This is a genomic window from Paraburkholderia sp. RL18-085-BIA-A, from assembly GCF_046027075.1.
GTDB lineage: Bacteria > Pseudomonadota > Gammaproteobacteria > Burkholderiales > Burkholderiaceae > Paraburkholderia.
On record NZ_JARESU010000065.1, the window covers coordinates 1 to 17,083 of the forward strand.

17 protein-coding genes and 1 pseudogene are annotated in these 17,083 nt (G+C 65.2%); 9 read left to right on the forward strand and 9 right to left on the reverse strand.

The genetic code is table 11. From position 1 onward, the window contains the following. Nucleotides 1-69 precede the first annotated feature (69 nt). A complete protein-coding gene (locus P0D89_RS31905) occupies nt 70-522 on the reverse strand; it encodes a PA2169 family four-helix-bundle protein (RefSeq protein ID WP_408363759.1) in 453 nt (150 codons plus the stop codon). Between the two features lie 384 nt (nt 523-906). Between P0D89_RS31905 and P0D89_RS31910 the strand changes: the two genes are divergently transcribed. Then, nucleotides 907-1,155, forward strand: coding sequence for a hypothetical protein (locus P0D89_RS31910; protein WP_408377697.1), 249 nt, complete (start codon nt 907-909; stop codon nt 1,153-1,155). 131 nt (nt 1,156-1,286) lie between these two features. On the opposite strand, the gene P0D89_RS31915 is transcribed toward P0D89_RS31910, so the two are convergent. From P0D89_RS31915 to P0D89_RS31935, 5 genes are all read right to left on the reverse strand, one after another. Beyond that, a complete protein-coding gene (locus P0D89_RS31915; protein WP_408363763.1) occupies nt 1,287-1,868 on the reverse strand; it encodes a hypothetical protein in 582 nt (193 codons plus the stop codon). Nucleotides 1,869-1,962: 94 nt separating this feature from the next. Continuing rightward, nucleotides 1,963-2,307 (reverse strand): DUF1488 family protein, encoded by a 345-nt coding sequence (locus P0D89_RS31920; protein ID WP_408363765.1) that lies wholly within the window; start codon nt 2,305-2,307, stop codon nt 1,963-1,965. After that, nucleotides 2,304-2,867, reverse strand: a complete 564-nt coding sequence (locus P0D89_RS31925; RefSeq protein WP_408363767.1) for a DUF4142 domain-containing protein — start codon at nt 2,865-2,867, stop codon at nt 2,304-2,306. Before P0D89_RS31925 ends, P0D89_RS31920 begins: the two co-directional genes overlap by 4 nt. 95 nt (nt 2,868-2,962) lie before the next feature. Beyond that, nucleotides 2,963-3,514 carry a type 1 glutamine amidotransferase domain-containing protein gene (locus tag P0D89_RS31930; RefSeq protein ID WP_408363769.1) on the reverse strand — a complete coding sequence of 184 codons (552 nt, stop codon included), beginning with the start codon at nt 3,512-3,514 and terminating at the stop codon, nt 2,963-2,965. Between the two features lie 77 nt (nt 3,515-3,591). Further along, the gene (locus P0D89_RS31935; RefSeq protein WP_408377699.1) at nt 3,592-3,993 is read right to left on the reverse strand and encodes a chemotaxis protein; all 402 of its coding nucleotides are present in this window, start codon (nt 3,991-3,993) and stop codon (nt 3,592-3,594) included. 189 nt (nt 3,994-4,182) lie between these two features. Here P0D89_RS31935 and P0D89_RS31940 point away from each other — a divergent pair, with 189 nt between their 5' ends. Further along, nucleotides 4,183-5,484, forward strand: coding sequence for a DNA topoisomerase IB (locus P0D89_RS31940; RefSeq protein WP_408363842.1), 1,302 nt, complete (start codon nt 4,183-4,185; stop codon nt 5,482-5,484). A 367-nt stretch (nt 5,485-5,851) separates the two neighbouring features. Here P0D89_RS31940 and P0D89_RS31945 read toward each other — a convergent pair whose 3' ends face one another. Then, complete coding sequence (locus P0D89_RS31945) at nt 5,852-6,151, reverse strand: hypothetical protein (RefSeq protein WP_408363773.1); 300 nt, start codon at nt 6,149-6,151, stop codon at nt 5,852-5,854. A gap of 354 nt (nt 6,152-6,505) precedes the next feature. On the opposite strand from P0D89_RS31945, the gene P0D89_RS31950 reads away from it, so the two are divergent. The 4 genes from P0D89_RS31950 (at nt 6,506) to P0D89_RS31965 (ending at nt 9,722) form a co-directional block, all read left to right on the forward strand. Next, nucleotides 6,506-7,030, forward strand: coding sequence for a PRC-barrel domain-containing protein (locus P0D89_RS31950; protein WP_408363775.1), 525 nt, complete (start codon nt 6,506-6,508; stop codon nt 7,028-7,030). A gap of 176 nt (nt 7,031-7,206) precedes the next feature. After that, entirely contained in the window at nt 7,207-7,617 is a 411-nt protein-coding gene (locus P0D89_RS31955) for a DUF3175 domain-containing protein (RefSeq protein WP_408377701.1), read from the forward strand. 104 nt (nt 7,618-7,721) lie between these two features. After that, nucleotides 7,722-9,041: a cation:proton antiporter gene (locus tag P0D89_RS31960; RefSeq protein ID WP_408377703.1), complete on the forward strand. Its 1,320-nt coding sequence runs from the start codon at nt 7,722-7,724 to the stop codon at nt 9,039-9,041. Between the two features lie 99 nt (nt 9,042-9,140). Beyond that, nucleotides 9,141-9,722, forward strand: coding sequence for an FUSC family protein (locus P0D89_RS31965; RefSeq protein ID WP_408363781.1), 582 nt, complete (start codon nt 9,141-9,143; stop codon nt 9,720-9,722). On the opposite strand, the pseudogene P0D89_RS31970 reads toward P0D89_RS31965, so the two are convergent. Further along, nucleotides 9,719-10,163: pseudogene (locus P0D89_RS31970) on the reverse strand (AraC family transcriptional regulator). The gene P0D89_RS31965 and the pseudogene P0D89_RS31970 overlap by 4 nt on opposite strands. A 117-nt stretch (nt 10,164-10,280) precedes the next feature. On the opposite strand from P0D89_RS31970, the gene P0D89_RS31975 reads away from it, so the two are divergent. Beyond that, on the forward strand, nt 10,281-10,643 hold the full coding sequence (locus P0D89_RS31975; protein WP_149669263.1) for a carboxymuconolactone decarboxylase family protein: 363 nt from the start codon (nt 10,281-10,283) through the stop codon (nt 10,641-10,643). 167 nt (nt 10,644-10,810) lie between these two features. Here the strand turns inward: P0D89_RS31975 and P0D89_RS31980 are convergent, their stop codons facing one another. Next, the gene (locus tag P0D89_RS31980) at nt 10,811-11,860 is read right to left on the reverse strand and encodes an aldo/keto reductase (RefSeq protein WP_408363783.1); all 1,050 of its coding nucleotides are present in this window, start codon (nt 11,858-11,860) and stop codon (nt 10,811-10,813) included. Nucleotides 11,861-12,224: 364 nt separating this feature from the next. Between P0D89_RS31980 and P0D89_RS31985 the strand changes: the two genes are divergently transcribed. Together P0D89_RS31985 and P0D89_RS31990 are read left to right on the forward strand one after the other, a co-directional pair. Then, the gene (locus tag P0D89_RS31985) at nt 12,225-14,687 is read left to right on the forward strand and encodes a DEAD/DEAH box helicase (protein ID WP_408377724.1); all 2,463 of its coding nucleotides are present in this window, start codon (nt 12,225-12,227) and stop codon (nt 14,685-14,687) included. Further along, entirely contained in the window at nt 14,633-16,882 is a 2,250-nt protein-coding gene (locus tag P0D89_RS31990; RefSeq protein WP_408377705.1) for an Lhr family helicase, read from the forward strand. Before P0D89_RS31985 ends, P0D89_RS31990 begins: the two co-directional genes overlap by 55 nt. Nucleotides 16,883-17,083 lie beyond the last annotated feature (201 nt).

Genomic DNA, 17,083 nt, shown 5'->3' on the forward strand with positions numbered 1-17,083 from the left:
TCCGTTAACTAAGTGGGTGGCGGCCGGCCCCCTCTTCAGGACGCCGGCCGCCTACCCCCTTGGCAACTCTTAACGCCGCGCGGCCGCGTATTGGTCGCGCAGATCCCGCACGCGATCATGGTTTTGCAGCACGCCTTGATATTGCCGCTCGACGATCGCACGCACGTCCACCGGCAAGTCCTTTTCGAGCGCGTCGTGATAGCGTTTCTTCGCGACGTCCTCACCCTTTTCGCATTCCGCGAGGATGTCGTAGTCGCTGCGATCAGTTACTGCCGACTTCACATCGACCCAGCCACGATGCAGCGCGCCACTCATGCTGCCGCCCGTTTCTGGCTTGCCGCCCAGGGCCTGAACCGTGTCCTGCAACTCGCGCGCGCCGCGCGTGCAGTCGTCGGCGCGCGACAGAAACATCGTTTTCAGCTGCGCGTCGTGCGCATCTTCGGCTGCCTTGCGAAAGCCCTTTTCGCCATCCTTCGACGTTTCGACCAGATCGTTCAGCACGGAAACAACGTTCGTAGCCATTCAATACCTCCAGGGTTTCGTTGATCGTGGAATCCGCCGCCGGGCCTTTACCCATTGCATGCGTTTGCGACGCACGGGTCGCCCCGCGGCGGGGTTCGTTGATCTACCCGCATGAGCCGTGCCTGGCATCATGCGCGGCCACTATTGATCGCAACCGGTCAGGGGGCGCGGACAATCTTGCCGACGCGCGTAAATGTTGCGTGCCGCATCGCGGTCACACGCCGCTGAAATGCCAGCCCATCGGGGTTTGCATCCGTGGCACGACGGTTGCTTTAGAAGCTGCGCCCGCATTAGGCGACGCACGCAGCGCACGTGTCGACGCCCTGCAAGTCGCGTGAATGATTGAAAACAGCGGGCACGCAATAACGACAGGGAGAAAACACCATGAAGAAGATCAGAAGCGCGGAATGGCTCGTGGGCGTCGCGATCATCGCGTCGGCCGCGGCGCTGCAGATTCGCGAGCACGTGCAAGTGCAGGACGCACCGCCCGCGAATGCGCAAGCGCCGATGTCGTCGTGCGGACCCTTGCATGACGGCCTCGTGCCAGCCGGCTGCGAGCAGCCGACGCGTCACGAGCGTCAAACGGAGCACACGACGCAACCGCCTCAGGGCGCGCGGCAAATATGGATGTGAAGGTGGTCGGCAACTGAACCGGGCTTTACATCAAGCGCACGCAGAAATTCAAAAGACCCAAATGCAAAACGGCCCGACAAATGTCGGGCCGTTTTGCCTTCAACCACTTCGAAAGCCGCATCAGACCGCCATCACGCATGCTTCTCGCTGAATTCGTTGAGCGGCTCGGGCGTCCTGCGCGGATCGAAATCAGCCCACCGCCCTTGCTGCCAGCGGCCGGTGGCCTTCTCGATCGCGGCGCCGCCTGCTTCGCGCAACACGCGTGCGGCGTCGAACTGATTGTCAGGCGATACGTGCGCGGCGACCAGCACGCCGGAATCGCGCGCCTCTTCGTGAAACGGCAGATGATGGCCGGCCTTGCCGGTCTCTCGCGTGCGCGACATCGCACCGACCAGCGATCCGACGTACGCGCCGACGCCCGCCGCGATCAGCGACACGAGCAGCGGCGCGGCGAATGCCGCGAAGATCGCGACGCCGACCACCGCGCCCACCACCGCGCCGATGGTCACGCCCATGCCCGCGCCTTTGGGCGCATCTTTCGCGCCGGCGTCGGTGCCGGTGTCGCCGCCGATCGGATAACGCGCATGCTGGCCACGCGGATTGACGAAGAAGAGCGTCACGTCTTCCTCGACGAAACCTGCGTTGAAAAGCTGTTGCGCCGCATTTTCAGCGGCCGGAAAAGTGGTGAATCTTGCTGCGACGATGAGTGACATAAGGCCTCCTTGCATCGTTGAGATGGCGTTTTCGGACCGTGCCGTCGCGATGCCGCGCCGCAATCGCGCGCTCGCACGGCGACCCGCGCCGGCACTACGCCGTGGCGCCGCGATCGGATTCCATGCCTTCCACTCTGAACAGTCCGCTATGCAACACTACGCCTTCTCCATGGTTCTGGTCGAGCGCTTCGGCGCAAACCGAGCGGATGCGCTGACGGCCTTTGTCGAACGCCTCCATCAACGCCGCTTCGAGCGCGGAGTCGGCGCCGAAGTGATCTTCCAGCGCCTCGGCGGTAATGGCGCACACCACCGCCTCGCCGTCTACCCGCGCCATGAAGCGAACCAGCAGGTTAGCGCCGTCGAAGGCCGGTTTGTCGTCCGGAAAATTGATCTGCATAAGGGAGTCCTCATAGGCCGGCCGCGGCAAGATCGCGTTCATGACGAGCCCTTCATGTCGCCGGCGAGTTGCTGCGCCATTGCGAGGTGATGTTTGATGGTGGGCAACGCGTGCGCGGCCGCGGCCTTCAATTGCGCGTCGGTGCCGCTCTGGCTTTCCTGCTGGAACAGATCGACCGCGCGCTGATGTGCTTCCACCCCGATCTGCTCTACGTAAGCCTGATCGAATTCCTTGCCCTTCAGGCTTTGCAGCTTGCCGACCAAGGCTGAATCCGCGGCCGGCGTCGGCTTGAAGCCCTTCTTCGCGACGAGCGTGGCCATTCCTTGCGAGAGCTTCGTATGGTCGGTGATCATCTGCTGCGCGAATTTACGCACGTGCGGATCGTTGGAGTTTTTCAGCGCGACCTTGCTGGCGGCGATTTCGGTGGCGTCCGCCTTCGACGCGTCCAGTACGAACTGCTGATCCGCCGGCGAAAGCTTCGTGCCGCTGACCGGCGCGTCGCTCGCAGGGGCATCGCTGGCTTGCGCGTAAGCCACGCCGATGCACGCCGCGTTCAAACCCAGCGCGACAGTCATCACTTGTATGGAATACCGGAATTTCATGCCCTTTCTCCCTGTTCGATGCCACGGCGAAAGCGGACTGATTCGAGGCGCGCAGTCCGACGTTCGTACCCGCGCGCTGTGTCTATCGGCTTCGCTCAAGCCGCCTTGCGCCTCGCCAGTTGCGCGATCAGCGTCTTATTAAAAGCGGGAAGATCGTCGGGTTTGCGGCTTGAAATCAGATTGCCGTCTTCAACCACTTCCTGATCCACCCACGTGCCCCCCGCGTTGCGAATGTCGTCTTGCAGACTCGGCCAGCTCGTGACGGTGCGTCCGTTGATGATGCCCGCCGACACCGGCAGCCACGTGCCGTGACAGATCACCGCGATCGGCTTCTTCGCGCTGTCGGCGGCCTTGACGAACGCTTGCGCGTACGGCAGCAGCCGAATCGCGTCGCCATTCACCACGCCGCCCGGCAATACCACCGCGTCGTAGTCGTCCGCGCGCACCTTGTCGAAGGTCGAATCGACATCGACGGTGTCGCCTTTGTCGACGTGCTTGAAACCCTGGATCTTGCCGGGCTTCGCTGAGATGACGTGTACCGTGGCACCGGCTTCCGCAAGCGCGCGCCTCGGCTCGATCAATTCGGCCTGCTCGAAACCATCGACCGCGAGTACTGCCACCTTGTAACCATTCAGCTTGCCAGCCATGCGTACTCTCCTTCCTATGAGGCGGGGACCGGGCGCATTGCGCGAAGTCGCCGCCTGTGCCGCTTGTTCATCGGTGTTCAGCAAAAGACGTGCCCATCTGATGTCTTGCGCCGAACGCTTTCTCCCGTGCGCCTTAAAAGACCGGTCGGGTCTTCGTCGAGACCGTCCTCGTCATCCGGCGCGAGCGGGTCGATCACCCGGTCGGGCTCGAGATCCTGGTCCGCCGTCAGCGTCGAATCGCCGTCGGCGGCAGCGCGCTCGCCGGTGCCGGCGCGATCCGTGTCGCTGCCGAGTTCGGCGTCGCCGGTTTCGAGCGCATGGTTGTCCAGCTCCGAGTCGACGTCGAAAACATGCCGCTTCGCACCGGCGACGTCGCTGCCGCTATCGGACGAATCGCTCGGGCCGAGCGCGCCGGTGGTGCCGGAGGTTTGCTTCACCACCTGTTGCGGCTCTTCATCGGGATTCAGCGTGCTGCTCATGGCGTTCTCCTTGGTCCGTGGGTCACCACTGCATCTTCGCAAGGACCGTTCCGCCGCATCGTCCCGCGTCATGCCGCGCGGTGATGCGGCGCGCGGCATGACGCGCTGGGCATTGCCTTTGCTAACAGCGAATCACCGGCGCCGCGCGCGCCTCATGGCTGAAACTGCTTGAAACTTCTACCTGCAACGATGGCCGCGACGACCTCTTCGATGCCACGCCGTCCCGAAGCCATGGACGACAACGCGAAACAATCCGCCCCGCTCGCGATGCCGCCGGGTCTGCGGCATGCCGACGACACGCGCCCGGGCTACTCGCGCAAGCGTGAAAAAGACGGCTTCGCCTACTTCGACGCGGCGGGCAAGCGCATCGTCGACGAAGACGACATCAAACGCATCAACGCCCTCGCCATTCCTCCCGCTTATGAGGACGTATGGATCTGCGCCGATCCGCGCGGCCATTTGCAAGCGACGGGCCGCGACGCGCGCGGCCGCAAGCAGTACCGCTATCACCCGCGCTGGCGGGAAACACGCGATGCCGATAAATACGAGCGCATGGCCGAGTTCGGCCGCGCACTGCCGAAGATTCGCGCGCGTGTCGCCCGTGATCTCAAGCTGCCGGGCATGCCGTGCGACAAAGTGATCGCCACGATCGTGCAATTGCTGGACACCACGCTGATCCGTATCGGCAGCGTCGAATACGCGCGCGATAACCACTCATTCGGACTGACGACGCTGCGCAAGAAGCACGTGAAGATCGAAGCGGGCCAGTTGCGCTTCAAGTTTCGCGGCAAGAGCGGCATCGAGCACGACGTGACAGTCGACAACCCGCGTATCAAACGCATCGTGCGCCGCTGCGCCGACTTGCCGGGTCACGACCTGTTCCAGTATCTCGACGATGACGGCACGCGTCACACCGTAGGCTCGGCCGACATCAACGACTATCTGCGCCGTGCGAGCGGCGCGGATTTCACCGCGAAGGACTATCGGACGTGGGCCGGCAGCGTCTACGCGCTGGCCGCGTTGCGGCGGCTGATGTGCGGCAGCGCGGCGCAAGCGCGCCGTCATATCATCGCGACGATCAAGGACGTGGCGGCCCTGCTGCGCAATACGCCGGCGGTCTGCCGCCGTTGCTACATACATCCCGCGGTGATCAGCGCATTCGAAGCGGACGAGTTGCAAAGTCTGCAACCTGGCCGCTCGCGACGGGGGTTGAAAGTGGATGAAGCCGCGTTTGCCGCGCTGCTCGCGCACGCGGAGCAGCGCGCGGCGAAACTCGCGCGTCAGGCCGGTGCGAAGGGCCGCAAGGTGCGCGACGCGGCGGTGGCCGACAGTATCGAAGGGTCGCTGACGACATTGCTGAAGAAATCGCGTGTGGCACGCAAAAAGGCTGTGGCGAAGGCCAATGAGAAAGCCGCACCGTCAACCGCGCGACCAGTCGCGCAGACACGCGCGGCGGTTGCGGAGCGTGAGGCAAAACGGGCGGCTCATTGAGCAAACGCCGATACAGCGCATGACGAGGTCGACTGCTCACGTCCATTAGTGCGTCGGCACACACTCCATCGCTCCGAGATAAGGGTACCGGGCGCGTCAAACTTCCTCGTCAAACACAGCCATCAGATCCATAAGTCGCGCTCGCCATCGCGTATCCCGACGGCGCGCGCATACGCATGCACATCCGCCACACGCGCGCGTTGCTGTTGATCGCTTGCACAACCACTGCGGATTCGTCCGGATCGGCGCCGGGCGCGCGCCGATCCGGACTTACTTACTCTCTTTCAACTACACCTGTTGCGACTGATCGACTCCTCGCAAAGGGCACGCTCTCGAATGCGACCATTGCGAACGAGCCCGCGGCCGCTCACTGCCCCTTCGTGTCGCTGCTCGCATTCGCGCCGGGCGTGCTGGTCGTATCGTTCATCGGCTTCTTCCCCTGTGTTTTCGACTTCGACATGTGATGCGTCTTCGACGTGCCGGAATTCATCGCCCCGGATGCGGGATCGCCACCTGCCGTCGGCCCGGCAGTTGCGGCGCCATGCGCATTGCCCGAACCGCCGGTTCCGCCGTTGCCGCCATTGCCGTTGCCGCCGCCCGCTTGCGCGAACGCCGCGCCCGACATCGCGACGAGTGCCGATAGCAGCAGTGCTTTTGAAAATTTCATCGAAGTCTCCTTGAGTAGATGGGCGGCGTGTTGATGTTCGCGGTCCGCATCATGCCGATCGTTTGCGATTGGCGACGACGGTGGCCTACGCCGTTGTCCATCCGGTGTCCAGCAAGCGCTATGCCGCACGAAGTGCTGTCCGCGCGATTCGTAGCGCCGCAAACCGTCGATATAAGGATCGGTTTTGCTCGTGCAAACTCGCCTGCGTCGCCGAAATAATTTCAAACGCGCAAGCAGCCTTTACGTGTGTCGCTCATGAGCAGGTCCCGCGCACCGCCGCGATGATCTTCGCCCAGCGAAGGAACGCGGGTTGCTCAGCTCTCCGGTACATCCATCTTCGAGAAGAGTCAAATCATGCTCAATCAGTCACAGACGCAAAGCGGCATGGGCCAAAACCAGGGAGCCCGTATCGTCGGCAAGGGCGCCGCGACCGCCGACGGCCCCGGCCCGGACGTGATGGCGGCAGCCACGCTCGACGGCAACCGCGTCATCAGCAGCGACGGCGAGGATATCGGCAAGATCAAGGACATCATGCTCGACGTCCGCTCGGGCCGCGTTGCTTATGCGGTGCTGTCGAGCGGCGGCTTTCTCGGTATCGGCGACAAGCTGCTGGCCATTCCATGGCACGCATTGACGCTCGACACGCAGCAAAAATGCTTCGTGCTGAACATGATCGCGGAACGCGTGAAGAACGCACCGGGCTTCGACAAGGATCACTGGCCGTCGATGGCGGACCAGACGTGGGCGACCTCCGTGCATCAGTACTACGGCAGCGAACCGTACTGGGGCGATAGCTACGCGCGGCGCGACGATGTGGGCGCCGGCGCGATTGCGCCGGCATCGTCGGACGCGCCGGAGGCCGGCGGACTGAAGCTGTAGTTCCCGCCCTTGCGCGGGCGTGTGCCACGGCAATGCGCACACGTCCACGCGCAATGCGCCGGCATGCCGCGGTCGCGGCAGCCGGCGCGTTTTACTGCGTTCAGGCACGTGACGCGTACACGAATCACCCACTCCGCTGTATAGCGGAAAACATAGCGCGATAAGGAGGCAAAGCCATGGCCGCCCGAAAAACCACCCGCAAATCGAAACGCCCGGTCGCGCGGGGCAGATCGGGGCGGCCGCCCCGCCAGCGGCACGCGCAGGCGCATGCCGCGCATCGCGCGAAAGCCGCGAGATCGGGCGGCGCATCCAGTTCGAGCAAGTGGTCGCATCACGTGATGGAGACCAGCGACGCGATGGATATCGAACACGATGTTTTCAAAACCGGCAGCGCCGAGTCGATCGCGCAGTCACTCAAGCGCTCGTCGACGAAAAGCCGTCGCCGTAAGGGCACGCCGTATCAGTCGGCGATGTCGATGCTCAACTTCTACATCAATCGCGCGGGTCGCAATCTGCCGAAGGAACGTCGCGCCACATTGCAGCAGGCCAAGCGCAAGCTGCGCGAAGCGTTCGGACGGGAGCCTTAAGCCGCCCCTTGGTGGGCCACGACGCAACGCGTTTAGCCGCGCGCTCCTTTCAACCGGCCGGCATCTCGTATGATCGAAACAATGCCGGCCTCGAGCGGGAATTCATGCGCGAAACATTGTGGTTTCTCATAGTCGGCGCGGTACTGGTATTCATGGGGATCGCGGCAACGACGCTGCGGCGCCTGCCCATCAGCGCCGCGATGTTTTACCTCGCGATCGGCTATCTTCTCGGGCTGCCCGGCATCGCGCTATTGCGCCTCGATATGGCAGTGGACGCGCGGCTGCTGCGCATCATCACCGAAGTCGCGCTGCTCGTCTCGCTGTTCGCAATCGGCCTGCGTCTACGCTTAGGCGTACTGGAAAAGCTCTGGACCGTGCCGCTGCGCCTCGGCGTCCTTGCAATGCTGGCGACCATTCCGCTGCTGACGCTATTTGGCGTGTACGTTCTACAGCTTGGCTGGGGACCCGCCTTGCTGCTCGCCGCGATCCTCGCGCCGACCGATCCGGTGCTGGCCCACGACGTGCAGGTGCACACGCCCGGCGATCACGACCTGCTGCGCTTCGCACTGTCCGGCGAAGGCGGCCTCAACGACGGCATCGCACTGCCCTTCGCGATGCTCGGCCTCGCGCTATGCGCGGCGCCCGCGGGTCAGGGCGCCGAATTGCTGACTCTGAAGCTCGCAGGCAGCGTCGTATGGGGCGTGGTCGGCGCGCTCGCGATCGGCGGGATGCTCGGCTGGGCGACGACGCACGCGGTGGCCTGGCTGCGCACCCGTCATGCGCAGGCGCTCGGCCTCGAAGGTTTCTTCGCGCTCGGACTGATCGAACTGTCGTTCGGCGCCGCGCAACTCGCGCAGACGTATGGCTTTCTCGCGGTGTTCGCGGCGGGCGTCGCGATGCGCCGCGTCGAACATCGCGCGAGTGGCGGGCAGTCGCCGCGCAAGGCAATCGGCACGGTCGATCCTGAAGACATCGAAGCGACGGCGGCCAATCCGAGCAAGGCGCACGCGTATATCACCGAGTCGGTGCTCGGCTTCACGATCGAACTCGAACGCATCGCCGAGGTGGCGGTGATGGCGATGGTCGGCAATGTGCTCGCCACGCTGCAAGCGCCGATCTTCACGTGGCAGACGGTCGCGTTGAGCGTCGCGCTGTTCGTGATAGTGCGGCCGGTGTCAGTCGAGCTGTCGCTGCTGGGATCGAGCGCGACGCCGACGCAGCGTCGTCTGATGAGCTGGTTCGGCATACGCGGGATCGGTTCGTTCTACTACCTCGCGTTCGCGCTCGAACATGGCGCGGCCGCCGACGTGATGCCGCTGATGCCGCTCGCGCTCGCGGTGGTCGCCGCGTCGGTGGTGATTCACGGCGTGTCGGCGACACCGCTGATGAACTGGTATCACCAGCTGCGCGGCGGTGAAAAATAGCCATTGCCGCCTCGCCCCGTCTTGTCGCGTCCGCCCGGTCGGAAACTGGAGTCGCTAGAATACGAAACCTTCGTGTTGCGCCAAGGCGCGTTCCCTTCGATGACCTCTCCCGACGATTCACGACGTACAGCACGGGCAAGCGCGGCCAACTCGCTGTTTGCCTTTCTGAAGGCGCTGCCGCTCGGCGAACGGCTGATCGAAGGCGGCTTCATGGCCGTGCAGGCGGTCGCCGGCGCGAGTCTCGCGTTCGCGATCGGCCGTGCTCTACATACCGAGCAGGCCTTCTGGGCCGCGATCACCGCGATCGCGGTCAGCCAGCACAGCTATATCGACACCCGCAACCTGTCGCGCGATCAGTTCATCGGCGCGATGGTCGGCGGCGTCTGCGGACTCGCCGGCGCGTTGCTCGGCCAAGGTCACTTCGCCGCGTATGCGGCCACGGTGGCGGTGGCGATCGTGATCTGCTGGATCGTGAACGTGGGCAGCGCGGCGCGCCTGGGCGGCATCACCGCGACCATCATGCTGCTGGTGCCGGGCATCGGGCCCGCGTGGGACAAAGCCTTGCTGCGACTCGGCGAAGTGACGATCGGCACGATCTGCGCGCTGCTGGTGGCCTGGCTGATGTCGCGGATCGAGCAGCGCTGGTTCGGCAAACCCGGTCAAGCCGGTCAACCGCGCTAGCTTTGCGCGGTGTCGTCCTCTTGCGGCTGACGCCGGTAACGCCCCGGCGTCACGCCGACGCTCTGCGCGAACGCCTTGCCGAACGCAGCCTCAGACTGATAACCCACAGTTTCGCCGATCTCCGCGACGCTGCGCTGCGTGCGCCGCAGCAGATCGCAGGCGATCGTCATGCGAATCCGCGTGAGGAAGTCCATCACGGTCATGCCCGCGCGTTCGTTGAAATGGCGAGCGTAGGTCGCGCGGGACATCGCGGCGAGATCGCCGAGTTCGGCGATCGTCCACGCGCTCGATCAGGCAGGTGCCGCCGAGCACCAGATGAAACGGCGCAATGCCCGCTTCCAGCGGCGCGTGATCGATGTCGAAGCCGCCGGAGAACAGGCAGCGTAGATCGAGGCTGGCTTGCAGCCTCGCGAGGTCGATCAGTCGGCTGAGCGTGTCCATGAGACGCGCGCGCTAAAAGTTGAGCCAAACGAGCATTCAGGATATCGCGACCCAGCGCAATATTTTGTCCCATGACGCCGGCACCCGCCGACGCGCAGCAGGCAAAGGAGCACTGCCATGTTGAACTGGATCGATTACCGCAAAGCGCTGTTCGGCCGCATCGGCGAAATTGCCAAACTGTCGCCGGATACCGTGAAGGCCTATCAGACGATGTCGAGCGCCGGCCAGAAGGCGGACCTGCTCGGCGCCAAAACGCGCGAGCTGATATCCCTCGCGGTAGCCGTCAGCCTGCGTTGTGACGGGTGTATTACGGTGCACACCGCCGAAGCGCTCAAACACGGCGCGACGCGCGAGGAAATCGCCGAAGCGCTTGGCGTGGCGGTCGCGATGAATGCGGGCGCGACGATGGTGTACTCGGCCCGGACGATGGATGCGGTGGCGGCTTATACCGCCGAGGCGACCCAAGCCGCGGCCCAATAAGCGGGTAGACGGCAGGCCGCGCCACTTCTGGCCGCAGAGTGTCGCGGCCGGGGGTGGCGCGCGGCGAGGCTTCGACTCAATCTCTCACGTCACGCGGCGCGCGCCAGACGCCGCAGCGTGCGCGTTGCACCTCGCCTCCCCCCTCGCTGCAATCAGCTAACCCGCACTTACGTCCCCCGCCGCGTCTCCGCAAGCTGCTTACGACGCCCTTCGCCCTGACGCTCCAGCATCCAGCCCGGATACTCGGCAGGCAGCGTGCTGACCTTATCGAGCTTCACCAGTTCTTCAGCGGTAAGAGCCACGCCGGTGGCCGCGATATTGTCATCGAGCTGTTCGACCTTCTTCGCGCCGACGATCACCGTGCTGACCACGGGTTGATGCAGCAACCACGCCAGCGCGATCTGCGCCACCGACACCCGCTTCGCGTCGGCAATCTCGCGCATCGCATCGATGCAGTCATACGCGCGCTCGCGGTCGACCGGCGGAAAATCGAAATTCGTGCGACGGCTACCCGCTTCGCCCTGCTGCTCGCGCCCGTACTTGCCGCTCAGCAAGCCGCCCGCGAGCGGACTCCACACCATCAGTCCAAGGCCTTCGCTGTGCAGCATCGGCACGAGTTCGCGTTCGAGGTCGCGGCCGGCGAGCGTGTAGTATGCCTGCAGTGTCTCGAAGCGCGCGAGCCCGAGGCGCTCCGCGATGCCGAGCGCCTTCACGATCTGCCAGGCGGCCCAGTTCGACACGCCGACATAGCGTACATGTCCATGCCGCACGAGCGTATCGAGCGCGCGCAAGGTCTCTTCGATCGGCGTGGCCGGATCGAAACCGTGGATCTGGTACAGGTCGACGTGATCGAGTTGCAGGCGCTTCAGGCTCGCCTTCACGCCGTCGATGATGTGATACCGCGAAGCGCCCCGCGCATTCGCGAACTCGCCGGTCTGGCCGAACACCTTGGTCGCCACCACCACCTTGTCACGCGGCACCTTGAGGTTCTTCAGCGCCTGGCCGGTGATCTGCTCGGACAGGCCATCCGCATAGACGTCGGCCGTGTCGATGAAATTGATGCCCGCGTCGAGCGCCCGGCCGACCAGCCGCTCCGCGTCGCCCTGCTGCAAATCGCCGATCTGCTTCCAGATGCCTTCGCCACCGCCGAAGGTCATCGTCCCAAGACATAGTTCTGAAACAAACACACCGGTACGGCCAAGCTGGTTGTATCGCATCGTCGAAGCTCCATCTTTGTGTTCGTGAAGGGGTGAGCGGTAGAGAGTACTGCAATTGGCGTGATCCGGCAGGACGCGCGCGGACCTCGGCCAAGCATCGTTTACGTCGATGTTTCAGGCTTCTTACGATTCGCCGGGTGGCGGCAGTGACGGTTGCGAACGAGCGCGAATCAGCCGCCTGCGAAAAATCGCGGCTCGACCGTCCCGCCTTCATGGAACGGTTCAACGTGCAAAGAGAAAATGCGGCGGCCAAAGTCTCTCGGCAAAGCCTGCAAAAACCTGCCAGACTGGCTGCTGCCCTTCGCAACCGGGCCGCTTTTGCCGCCCTCTGGATATGGCACGCCCCGCCCCCATCTACGCCAGCATGACCTCGGCCACGACTTCCGCCGCCCTGGATGCGGCTCCCGCCTGCGCGGCTGCCGATTCCGCCGCGAGCCACACTTCGTCTTCTTCGATGCACCGCGCGCTGGACGACTTCCATCCGGCGGTCGCCGGCTGGTTCCTGAAGACTTTCCCCGCCCCGACCGATGCGCAAGCCGCCGCGTGGCCGCAGATTCGCCGCGGCCGCTCGACGCTGGTCGCCGCGCCGACCGGTTCGGGCAAGACGCTCACCGCGTTCCTCTCGGCGCTCGACGATCTGGTTCAGCAAGGCCTGGCCAACGGGGGCGCTTTACCCGACGAAACACTGGTGGTCTATGTCTCGCCGCTGAAGGCGCTGTCCAACGACATTCGCCTGAATCTGCAGATGCCGCTGCAAGGCATCGCCGCGGAACTCGACGCGCGCGGACTCCCGCCACTCGATATCCGCACGGCCGTGCGCACCGGCGACACCACGCAGCAGGAACGCAACGCGCTGAAGAAGCGCGCGCCGCATATCCTCGTGACCACGCCGGAATCGCTCTACGTGCTGCTCGGTTCGGACTCGGGCCGGCGCATGCTGTCAACGGCGCGCACGGTGATCGTCGACGAAATTCACGCGCTGGCCGGCAGCAAGCGCGGCAGCCATCTCGCGCTCAGCCTCGAACGTCTCGACGCGCTATGCGAGCGGCGCTTGCCGCGCATCGGCCTGTCCGCCACGCAAAAGCCGGTGAGCGCGGTGGCGCGTTTTCTGGTGGGCGGCGCGGCCATCGACAGCGGGATTCCCGCCGACTGCGCGATCATCGACGTGGGCCACGTGCGCGAGCGCGATCTCGCGCTGGAAATCCCGCCCGTGCCGCTCGAAGCGGTGATGCCCAACGAGGTGTGGGAACGCGTGTACGACCGTCTCGCCGAGCTGGTTGCGATGCACCGCACGACGCTGGTCTTCGTCAACACGCGGCGCATGGCCGAGCGCGTCGCGCGTCATCTGACCGAGCGGCTCGGCAAGGATGTCGTCGCCGCCCATCACGGCAGCCTCGCGAAAGAGCATCGCTTCGACGCCGAGCAACGGCTCAAGCGCGGCGAACTGCGCGTGCTGATTGCCACTGCGTCGCTGGAACTCGGCATCGATATCGGCGACGTCGATCTGGTCTGCCAGATGGGTTCGCCGCGCGCGATCGCACCATTCCTGCAACGCGTCGGGCGCTCGGGCCACCATGTCGGCGGCATGCCTAAAGGGCGGCTTTTTCCGACTTCGCGCGACGACCTGATCGAATGCGCGGCGCTGCTCGACTGCGTGCGGCGCGGTGAACTCGACGCGTTGCGGATTCCACGCGCGCCGCTCGACGTGCTCGCGCAACAGGTCGTCGCCGAGGTGTCGAGCGCCGAATGGAGCGAGGACGCGCTGTTCGCGATGATGCGGCGCGCCGCGCCGTACGCGGAACTGGAGCGCGAACAATACGACGCAGTGCTGCGCATGCTCGCCGAGGGCTACACGAGCCGCCACGGTCCGCGCGGCGCCTATGTGCATCGCGACGTGGTGAGCGGCACCTTGCGCGGCCGGCGCGGCGGCAAGCTGGTCGCCGTGACCTCGGGTGGCACGATTCCCGAGAACGCGGATTACGCGGTGGTGCTCGAACCGCAGGCGATCAACATCGGCACGGTCAACGAGGACTTCGCGGTCGAAAGTCTGGCCGGCGACGTGTTTCAACTCGGCAATGCGTCGTACCGGATTCTGCGTATCGAGAGCGGCCGCGTGCGGGTCGAGGACGCGCAAGGGCAGCCGCCGAACATTCCGTTCTGGCTCGGCGAGGCGCCGGGACGCAGCGATGAACTGTCTTTTGCGGTATCGCGTTTGCGCGAAGGGATTGGGCGCGTGCTCGAAGGGCGGGATTCTGAAGCGGAAGCGCTGTCAGGCCCGCAAGCGCAAGGGACCAAGGCGGAAACTGGCGTGGCAACGCAAGTGAAATCAAAAGCCAGAAGCAAAGCCAAAGCGGCAACCGAAAGCTTGATCGCGTCCGCGACGGTGGAAACCTCGACCCAACGCACGACCGAAACTCGCATCGAACCCACGCCGGAAACCGAACCCATCCCGGCGCGCATCGACCGCGCGATCGGCTGGCTCGTCGACACCCTCGATCTCGACGAAGCCGCCGCGCGCCAGATCGTCGACTATCTCGCGCGCGCCCGCGCGGCGCTCAGCGTGCTGCCCACGCAGAACACGCTGGTCATTGAGCGCTTCTTCGACGAATCCGGCGGCACGCAACTCGTGATCCATGCGCCCTTCGGCAGCCGCGTGAACCGCGCGTGGGGTCTCGCGCTGCGCAAGCGTTTCTGCCGGGCCTTCAACTTCGAGCTGCAAGCGGCCGCCACCGAGGACGCAATCGTGCTGTCGCTGACCGCAGCCACCCGTTCGTGCTCGACGACGTGTGGCGCTATCTGCATTCGAACAGCGCCGAGCATCTGCTGATCCAGGCATTGCTCGACGCGCCGCTGTTCGGCGTGCGCTGGCGCTGGAACGCGACCACCGCGCTCGGCTTGCCGCGCTACACGGGCGGACGCAAGACGGCGCCGCAACTGCAGCGCATGCGCAGCGAAGACCTGCTCGCGAGCGTGTTTCCCGAACAGGCCGCGTGTCTGGAGAACGTGGTCGGCGAACGCGAGCTACCGCGTCATCCGTTAGTGGACCAAACCGTCGACGACTGCTTGCACGACGCGATGGACAGCGAACGCTGGCTCGCGCTGCTGCGCCGTATCGAGCAGGGCGACGTGCGGCTGGTGGCGCGCGATCTGCCGGCGCCCTCGCCGCTGGCCGCCGAAATCCTCAATGCCAAGCCGTACGCTTATCTCGACGACGCGCCGATCGAGGAGCGTCGCACGCAAGCCGTGCTGAACCGCCGCTGGACCGATCCGGCCAGCGCCGGCGACCTCGGCGCGCTCGACGCCGACGCGATCGACAGCGTGCGCGACGAGGCGTGGCCAGAGGCGCGCAACGCCGACGAGATGCACGAGGCGCTGACCGGCCTCGCCTGCATCACGCAAGCTGAAGCGCAAAGTCATGAGGGCTGGCCGGCGTGGCTCGCGGCGCTGGCCGAGTCCGGCCGCGCGACCCGTCTGCAAATCGCCGACGATGCCGCGCTCTGGTTGCCCGCCGAGCGCGTCACCTGCTTCGAGGCGCTCTACCCCGACGCGCCGCGCGCCGCCTACACGCCGCTGCTTGTCGCGCCGAAAGGCTATACCGACAGCTGGACCGCCGACGAGGCGCTGCTCGACGTACTGCGCGCTCGCCTGACAGGCTTCGGCCCGCTGCCGGTCAGCGCGATCGCGCAACCGCTGAAGTTGCCGCCCGCATCGGTCGAGCATGCGCTCACGCGTCTTGAAGCGGAAGGCTACCTGATGCGCGGCCGCTTCACGCCGCAAACCGCCCAGGAAGAATGGTGCGAACGCCACCTGCTCGCGCGGATTCACCGCTATACGGTAAAACGCCTGCGGCGCGAGATCGAACCGGTGGAACGCCACGACTTCATGCGCTTTCTGTTCGAGTGGCAGCATCTGAGCCCAGACACACGCAGCGAAGGCCGCGACGCGCTGGCCGCCGTGCTCGACCAGCTCGAAGGCTACCAGGCCGCCGCCGGCGCATGGGAAGAGGACATCTTGCCCGCGCGCGTGAAGGCCTACGTGAATACTTCGCTTGATGAACTATGCCGCGCCGGCAAGATCGTCTGGACCCGGCTCACCGAGCGCGCGCGCGGCGTAGCGGGTCCTGTCCGCAGCACACCGATCGTGCTGCTGCCGCGCGCCCAGGTGCGCATCTGGCGCGCGTTGCTCGACACGGCCAGGCCGCTGGAATTATCGGCGCTCGCGCAGAGCGTGTACGACACGCTGTCGCAACACGGCGCGATGTTCTTCGACGAATTGCTCGCCGATGTCCGCGTGCTACGGATGGAACTGGAAAATGCACTGGGCGAACTGGTCGCCGCCGGCCTCGCGAACTCCGACAGTTTCGCGGGCTTGCGTGCGTTGCTGAAGCCGGTTGCGAAGCGCAACGCGTTTTCCAGCAACCGGCGCGCACGATCGAGCGCGCTGATCGGCGGGATGGACGACGCGGGCCGCTGGGCGCTCGTGAGCCGGCGCGCCGTTGCAACGGGATCGGAAACGGAAGCGGAACCGGAGCGCGAGCCGCAGCGCCGCCGGCAGTTGCCGCCCGAGGTGCTGGAGCATGTCGCGCTGACCTTGCTGCGCCGCTACGGCGTGGTGTTCTGGCGTCTGCTCGAACGCGAGGCCGAGTGGCTGCCGCCGTGGCGCGATCTGCTGCGCGTGTTTCAACGGCTCGAAGCGCGCGGCGTGATTCGCGGCGGACGTTTCGTGAACGGTCTGGCGGGCGAGCAGTTTGCATTGCCCGAGGCGATTCCCGTGCTGCGCGAAGTTCGGCGGCATGCGAACGATGGTGCATTCGTGTGCGTCGCCGGGACCGATCCGTTGAATCTCGCTGGAACGCTGCTCGTCGGCGAGCGGGTGCCCGCCGTCGCGGGAAACCGGCTGTTGTTCCGTGATGGCGTGGTGACGGCCACGCTCGTCGCCGGCAAGTTCCGGTTCGACGCGTCGCTGGAAGCCCATCCGGCCGAAAGGGAACGGGCGCGCGCATTGCTGGCGCGAAGGTTCTAGGATTTACGCGCATGCAGGTGAGTGAATCGTCGCGTGCCGATGGCTCGCCAAGCTCGCGAAGCTCATGAATCTCATGAAGCTCGCGACCCAATACGAATAGCGGCCGCAGTTGCCCCCCAAAAACCCCTAAAGCTCTTGAACGATCGACCGTTAATGTTTATAAGCCCGAATTCCACCGCTTCGCTACAATGAGGTCAGTCT